Consider the following 5,455-nt stretch of genomic DNA (forward strand, 5'->3'; position numbering starts at 1 on the left):
TGGTAACGCCTTGGAAACGTGCACACACGAGACGGACAGGGTCCTTTGTGCCTTCCACCTCCCCCGCTCCTGGTTCTGAAGGTGGTGGGGGGCGGGGGGGGGGGGGGGGCGACGCCGAAGCGCTGTATTACGACAGCAAAAACCAGGCCGGCGCCGGCCAAGCCGACTGGCAGCGGGTGCGCCATTGCGCGTTCGCCCAAGCGCAGCCTGGCGTGCTGATCATGTTGTACGCGACTGGCAGCGGCCAGCAATCAAGGCGGCATCAGCGACTTCACCACCGTGACCAAGGACGAGGCCAAGCAGACGCAGCGGCGCGCCAGGCAATTGCACGAGCTGGCGTCGCAGTAAAGGGGAGCGGCGTGCCCCTACCAGGCCAGCAGTCCGGCGCGAAACGCCGGGCTGTCGCCGACGATGCGTTTGTTGCCGACATAGCGCAGCACGATGTCCACCGCCTCCAGGCGCGCGGTGCCGGGCAGGGCGAGTAGCGCGAACTGGCGCTTCGCCGCAATCGGCAGGTCGACGACGCGCACGCCTTGCGGCTCGGGAAACACGGCCAGTCTCGGCAGTATCGAATACGCGAGGCCGAGCCCGACCATGGCCGCGACGGCGCTGTCGGTCGCCAGCGTGCGCGACGGCTCGGCCGCGAAGCCGGCCGCGCGGCATTGCGCCAGCACCGCCAGCGCGCCGCTACAGTCGAGCTGGATATACGGCAAGTCCTTGAGTTGGTCCCACGACAGCGGCGCGCGCGCGGCGAACCAGGCCGGCACCACCAGCACATAGGAATCGGCCACATAATTGCGCACCAGCAGGTCCGCGGCGACGGGCAACTGGCCGATGCCGATCTCGGCGCGTCCGTCCGCCACCGCGCGCGCGACCTGTTGGCGCTCTTCGCAACTGTCGTCGATGTCGACGCGGATGCCCGGATACTCGACGGCAAGCGCCGCCAATGCCTGCGGCAGCACATGGGTGGCGACACTGCGGAAGCAGGCGATGCGCACGCGCCCGACCAGCCCGGCGCCGACGTCCGCCGCCTCGGCCAGGCCGGCCGCCAGGCGCAACATCTGGCGCGCCTTGGCCAGCACGCGCTGGCCGGCCTCGGTGGGCGCGCAACCGGTGCGCGAGCGCGTCAGCAGGCGCGCGCCCAGGCACGCCTCCAGTTCCGTGATGGCGTGGCTGATGCGCGACTGGGTGCAGGCCAGCTCGGCCGCAGCGGCGCCAAAACTGCCGGTATCGGCGACCGCCACCAGCATTTCAAGCTGATTGAGCTTAGGTTTGTTCATTTCGGCAATCGAAATCCTTCATGGATAAGCGCCAAGTATAGGCGAATTCGGTTGTGGCCGAGCGGGCGCCGCCGCAACATGGGATTCTCGTTATCCCCCACAAAGAAGGACGCAATATGAAGCCATTCCCCTTGGACGCCGTGTTGATCGTGATCGACGTGCAGCAAGCCTTCAACGACGCCAGCTGGGGCGGCCGCAACAATCCCCAGGCCGAAGCCAACATCGCCGCCTTGCTGGCCGGCTGGCGCAACACGCAGCGACCGGTCATCCACGTGCGGCACCGCTCGGCGCGGGCGGATAGCCTGTTCCATCCGGACCAGCCCGGCTTCCAGGTCAAGCTGGAGGCGCAGGCCTTGCCCGGCGAGCCGGTGATCGACAAGCAGGTCAACAGCGCCTTTATCGGCACCGACCTGGAGCGGCGCCTGCGCGCGCGCGCCGCCACCACCCTGGTGATCGTCGGCATCACGACCGACCACTGCGTGTCGACGACCACGCGGATGGCGGGCAATTTCGGCTTCGCCACCTACCTCGTGGCGGACGCCACCGCGACGTTCGGGCGGGTTGGGCCGGACGGCCGCCGCTTCAGCGCCGAACAGATGCACGACACCGCGCTGGCCAGCCTGCACGGCGAGTTCGCGACGGTGCTGAGCGCCGCCGCCGTGCTCGACATGCTCTAAGTGGCTCTGCGGAATAACATACGCCAGTTCATTTCCCAGGTCTTGCCCTGGTCCGGCGACATCGCCTGCTCCCAGCGGGCACTGTCGGGCTGGAGGTCCGACCAGGTATAGCGCACCCGGATCGGTTTTCCGTCCAGTTCGTCCTCGCATTCGAAGACGCCGACGCCGTTCTCGAACTGGCCGACCACGGGCGGCAGCAATATCCCGGCGGCGCTCAAGCCGGCGTTCTGGTTGTCGAGCCAATAAATGCTCCACAGCCCGGTTTGCGGGTTGAACAGGCGCAGCGACATGCCGACAAAACCGGGTCGCCAGTTGCCGGCGACGAAGTCGTCGTAGTTGCCGATGCCGGCGGGCAGCGCCTGGTTGTGCTGGATGGCGTCGAAGGTTTCCCATTCGTGGTTGTCCTGCAGGCGCTTGCGCAGGCGCCGGTTCTCGACGTGCCAGTGGCCAAGCAGGAAATCGAAAGCGTGGATGCCGTTGCGGCTAAGTTGATTCATTTGCATGGGGTGGGTAAAAGGAATATATGATAGAACTGCGCGGCGCCGTGGCCAATGCGACATCAACGGTCTTTGCCGCGCGACACCGGTGCTATTAAAGGTTTTTTGAAAGGTTTTCCTTGAGTTTTGAACTGGACGCTTACGACCGCAAGATCCTTGCGCTTTTACAAGACGACGCCCGACTCGGCTATTCGGAAATCGGGCGCAGGATTCACCTCACCGCGCCGGCGGTCACCGAGCGGGTGCGCCGGCTGCAAGAGGCGGGCGTGATCGAGGGGTTCACGGCGCGCTTGAACTTGCGGGCTTTGGGCTACAGTTTCGAGGCGTTCGTCAACGTTACCGTCGAGTCGCATGATGCGCTCGATGCGTGGGCCGCCGCGCATCCGGAAGTGCTGGCGCTGCACACCACCACGGGCAGCCATTGCGCCTTGATCCGCCTTGCGGTGACGGCGCCCGAGCATTTGCAGGCGCTGATCAAATCGCTCGGGGAGATCGGCAAGACCACCACGTCCATCGTTTTATCCTCGCAGTTCGAAGACCGCCCCCGTTTGGCGGGGGCGCAGCTGCCGCTGGCCGCTTCCAAGACCCGTTGACGGGCTGCTACAATTTGCGCGTCGGTCCGACGACAAACCGTTCCAGTATCCGGGTGCGGTTCGCCAGCATGAACGTGAGGAATACCTGCTCGCGCAAGGCCAGGCGGACCATCAGCGGTAGCCGCCCGTATAAAACCCCCGAGATTTTTTTCAGGCGCCGAGCCAGGTTTCCATCATCAAAGTCGCCCAGTGACATCATTTATCCTCAGTGTTGATACGGCTGCTGGAGTCTACCTGAATTGTTTTTTTCACGACTTGACGAGTGCCCCCGGCCTGTGTGATATTAGATATATGAAATTCAACCTGTTCCCGCCAACCGCCATCACCGCCTTCGTGCTGTGTTGTGAGGCTGCGCTTGGGGAGAGCGTCGCATAGCGATAGTACGTTCACATTCCTCAAGGGCCACAGCGTTGAAAAACCTGTGGCCCTTTTTGTTTCCAGTCACACCTCATCGGGAAAGCGGCATGGCACTTCACTTATATGACACGTACACGCGCAAGCTGCGCGAACTCCACGGCATTGAGCCGGGCCGAATCGGCCTGTATGCATGCGGTCCGACAGTGTATGACCACGCCCATATCGGCAATCTACGCACCTATCTGTTTGTCGACTTCCTGCGGCGTACCTTGGAATACAGTGGATTCCAGGTCAAGCACGTGATGAACATTACCGATGTCGGGCACTTGACGTCCGATCAGGATACAGGCGACGACAAAATGGAGAAAGGCAGCTTGCGCACAGGACGATCGGCGTGGGAAATCGCCCAGGAGTACACGCAGGCGTTCAAAGAAGACCTGGCGTTGTTGAACATCCAGGCGCCCGGCACGTGGTGCCACGCCACCGACCATATCGCCGAGCAAATCGAATTCATCGCCGACCTGGAGCGCAAGGGCTACACCTACCGTACCGCCGACGGCATTTATTTCGACACCTCCCGGCAGGCGGATTACGGCTATTTGGCACGGTTGGATCGAGCCGGCTTGCAATCCGGTAAACGGGTCGACATTGGCGAAAAAAAGCACCTCACCGACTTCGCCTTATGGAAATTCAGCGGCACCCCCGGCGTGCGCCAAATGGAATGGAGCAGCCCATGGGGCGTCGGCTTCCCCGGCTGGCATATTGAATGCTCGGCGATGTCGGCCCGGCATTTGGGTGAATATTTCGATATTCATTGCGGCGGCGAAGATCACGTTCCGGTGCATCACAGTAACGAAATCGCCCAGTCCGAGGCCCGATATGGAACGCGCGCGGCCAATTTCTGGCTGCATGGGGCCTTCCTGAAAAGCGACGGCGATAAGATGTCGAAATCGGGAATGTTCGTGCGCCTACAAACGCTGCTTGATCGCGGCATCGATCCGTTGGCTTACCGTTATCTGTGCCTGACCACGCACTATCGCAGCCAATTGAATTTTACCGACGATGCCTTAATCAGCGCGGCGAACGGATTGGATCGCATGAGGATGCTGGTGGTTCGGCTAGGCGCGCCGGGCGTAGCCGACGACGATTATCTGGCGCGTTTCGGAGCCGAAATCAGCAAGGACTTGAACATGCCGCGGGCGCTCGCGCTGGCGTGGGAATTGCTGAAAAGCGAGCTGCCCGACGGGGTAAAAAAGGCGACGATATTGCGCTTTGACGAAACGTTTGGCCTGCGGCTCGTTCTGTGGCAACCCGCCGTTGTCAGTATTCCACCGGCGTTGCTTGAATTGATGGCGCAGCGCGAGCGGGCCAGAAATGAACGACGCTGGTCGGACGCCGATCGACTACGTCTACAAGCGCGGGAAATCGGCTACGAACTGGACGATACGGCCCAGGGCCAGCAAGCACGCAAAATGTGAGTGACGCCGGGTATGGCGTAGGGGCGATCGAAGGAGCGGCGGCCAAGACTACTTTACCGACACTTTCAAAACGCCGCGACCACGCTCACCAGCCCAAACAAGCTGCTCTTCATTGGGACGGGGCGACGTGGTGGTGGGGGACCGCCTGATTTTCCGCTACTTCATCGACAAGCTCGAACGGCAGAGCGATGCCGCGCAAGCGCTGACGTACCACAGGATTTTCCTGGAAAGTCTGTGCAAGAGCGTGTGCTATCGCGGAAAATACTCTCCAATTGACGAACCATTAAAGCAAAAAAGACTTACGCGCCGAAGCGGGTAAGTCTTTTTTGGCACTGCTGAATTCGTGGTAGGCCGTGCGGGATTCGAACCTGCGACCAACGGATTAAAAGTCCGCTGCTCTACCAGCTGAGCTAACGACCCCGAAAGAGGCCGCATTATATACCCTGTGAAAATTAACGCAAAGGGTTTGCGCAAGAAAGCAGGGCGATTGCATGAAGGATCAGATGGCCAGGCCCAACACCTTGCCAAGGTAGTCGGCGTTCCAGCCCGCCTTTAGGCGCTTGGAGGCGACGC

6 protein-coding genes and 1 tRNA gene are annotated in these 5,455 nt (G+C 62.0%); 3 read left to right on the forward strand and 4 right to left on the reverse strand.

Features of this window, described 5'->3' with window-relative positions; all coding sequences use genetic code 11:
• Nucleotides 1-365: 365 nt before the first annotated feature.
• Entirely contained in the window at nucleotides 366-1,280 is a 915-nt protein-coding gene (locus ACFDR9_RS26725; protein ID WP_409032933.1) for a LysR family transcriptional regulator, read from the reverse strand.
• 116 nt (nucleotides 1,281-1,396) lie between these two features.
• Between ACFDR9_RS26725 and ACFDR9_RS26730 the strand changes: the two genes are divergently transcribed.
• Complete coding sequence (locus tag ACFDR9_RS26730; protein WP_409032934.1) at nucleotides 1,397-1,957, forward strand: cysteine hydrolase family protein; 561 nt, start codon at nucleotides 1,397-1,399, stop codon at nucleotides 1,955-1,957.
• Here ACFDR9_RS26730 and ACFDR9_RS26735 read toward each other — a convergent pair.
• Entirely contained in the window at nucleotides 1,954-2,454 is a 501-nt protein-coding gene (locus ACFDR9_RS26735) for a hypothetical protein (protein ID WP_409032935.1), read from the reverse strand. The genes ACFDR9_RS26730 and ACFDR9_RS26735 overlap by 4 nt on opposite strands.
• Before the next feature lie 119 nt (nucleotides 2,455-2,573).
• Between ACFDR9_RS26735 and ACFDR9_RS26740 the strand changes: the two genes are divergently transcribed.
• Nucleotides 2,574-3,047, forward strand: a complete 474-nt coding sequence (locus ACFDR9_RS26740; RefSeq protein WP_017877006.1) for an Lrp/AsnC family transcriptional regulator — start codon at nucleotides 2,574-2,576, stop codon at nucleotides 3,045-3,047.
• 7 nt (nucleotides 3,048-3,054) lie between these two features.
• Here ACFDR9_RS26740 and ACFDR9_RS26745 read toward each other — a convergent pair whose 3' ends face one another.
• Complete coding sequence (locus ACFDR9_RS26745; RefSeq protein WP_409032936.1) at nucleotides 3,055-3,246, reverse strand: hypothetical protein; 192 nt, start codon at nucleotides 3,244-3,246, stop codon at nucleotides 3,055-3,057.
• A gap of 265 nt (nucleotides 3,247-3,511) precedes the next feature.
• Between ACFDR9_RS26745 and cysS the strand changes: the two genes are divergently transcribed.
• The gene (gene cysS / locus ACFDR9_RS26750) at nucleotides 3,512-4,882 is read left to right on the forward strand and encodes a cysteine--tRNA ligase (protein WP_409032937.1); all 1,371 of its coding nucleotides are present in this window, start codon (nucleotides 3,512-3,514) and stop codon (nucleotides 4,880-4,882) included.
• A gap of 344 nt (nucleotides 4,883-5,226) precedes the next feature.
• Here the strand turns inward: cysS and ACFDR9_RS26755 are convergent.
• Nucleotides 5,227-5,302: transfer RNA gene (locus ACFDR9_RS26755), tRNA-Lys, on the reverse strand.
• Nucleotides 5,303-5,455: the final 153 nt, after the last annotated feature.

It is taken from the genome of Janthinobacterium sp. CG_23.3 (genome assembly GCF_046115965.1).
In the GTDB taxonomy this organism is placed as follows: Bacteria; Pseudomonadota; Gammaproteobacteria; order Burkholderiales; family Burkholderiaceae_D; genus Janthinobacterium.

What these genes read in the sequence shown, in the direction of transcription:
- ACFDR9_RS26730 (WP_409032934.1), top strand. Translation starts at nt 1,397, where the DNA reads ATGAAGCCATTCCCCTTGGACGCCGTGTTGATCGTGATCGACGTGCAG.
- ACFDR9_RS26735 (WP_409032935.1), bottom strand. Translation starts at nt 2,454, where the DNA reads ATGAATCAACTTAGCCGCAACGGCATCCACGCTTTCGATTTCCTGCTT.
- cysS (WP_409032937.1), top strand. Translation starts at nt 3,512, where the DNA reads ATGGCACTTCACTTATATGACACGTACACGCGCAAGCTGCGCGAACTC.
- ACFDR9_RS26725 (WP_409032933.1), bottom strand. Translation starts at nt 1,280, where the DNA reads ATGAACAAACCTAAGCTCAATCAGCTTGAAATGCTGGTGGCGGTCGCC.
- ACFDR9_RS26745 (WP_409032936.1), bottom strand. Translation starts at nt 3,246, where the DNA reads ATGATGTCACTGGGCGACTTTGATGATGGAAACCTGGCTCGGCGCCTG.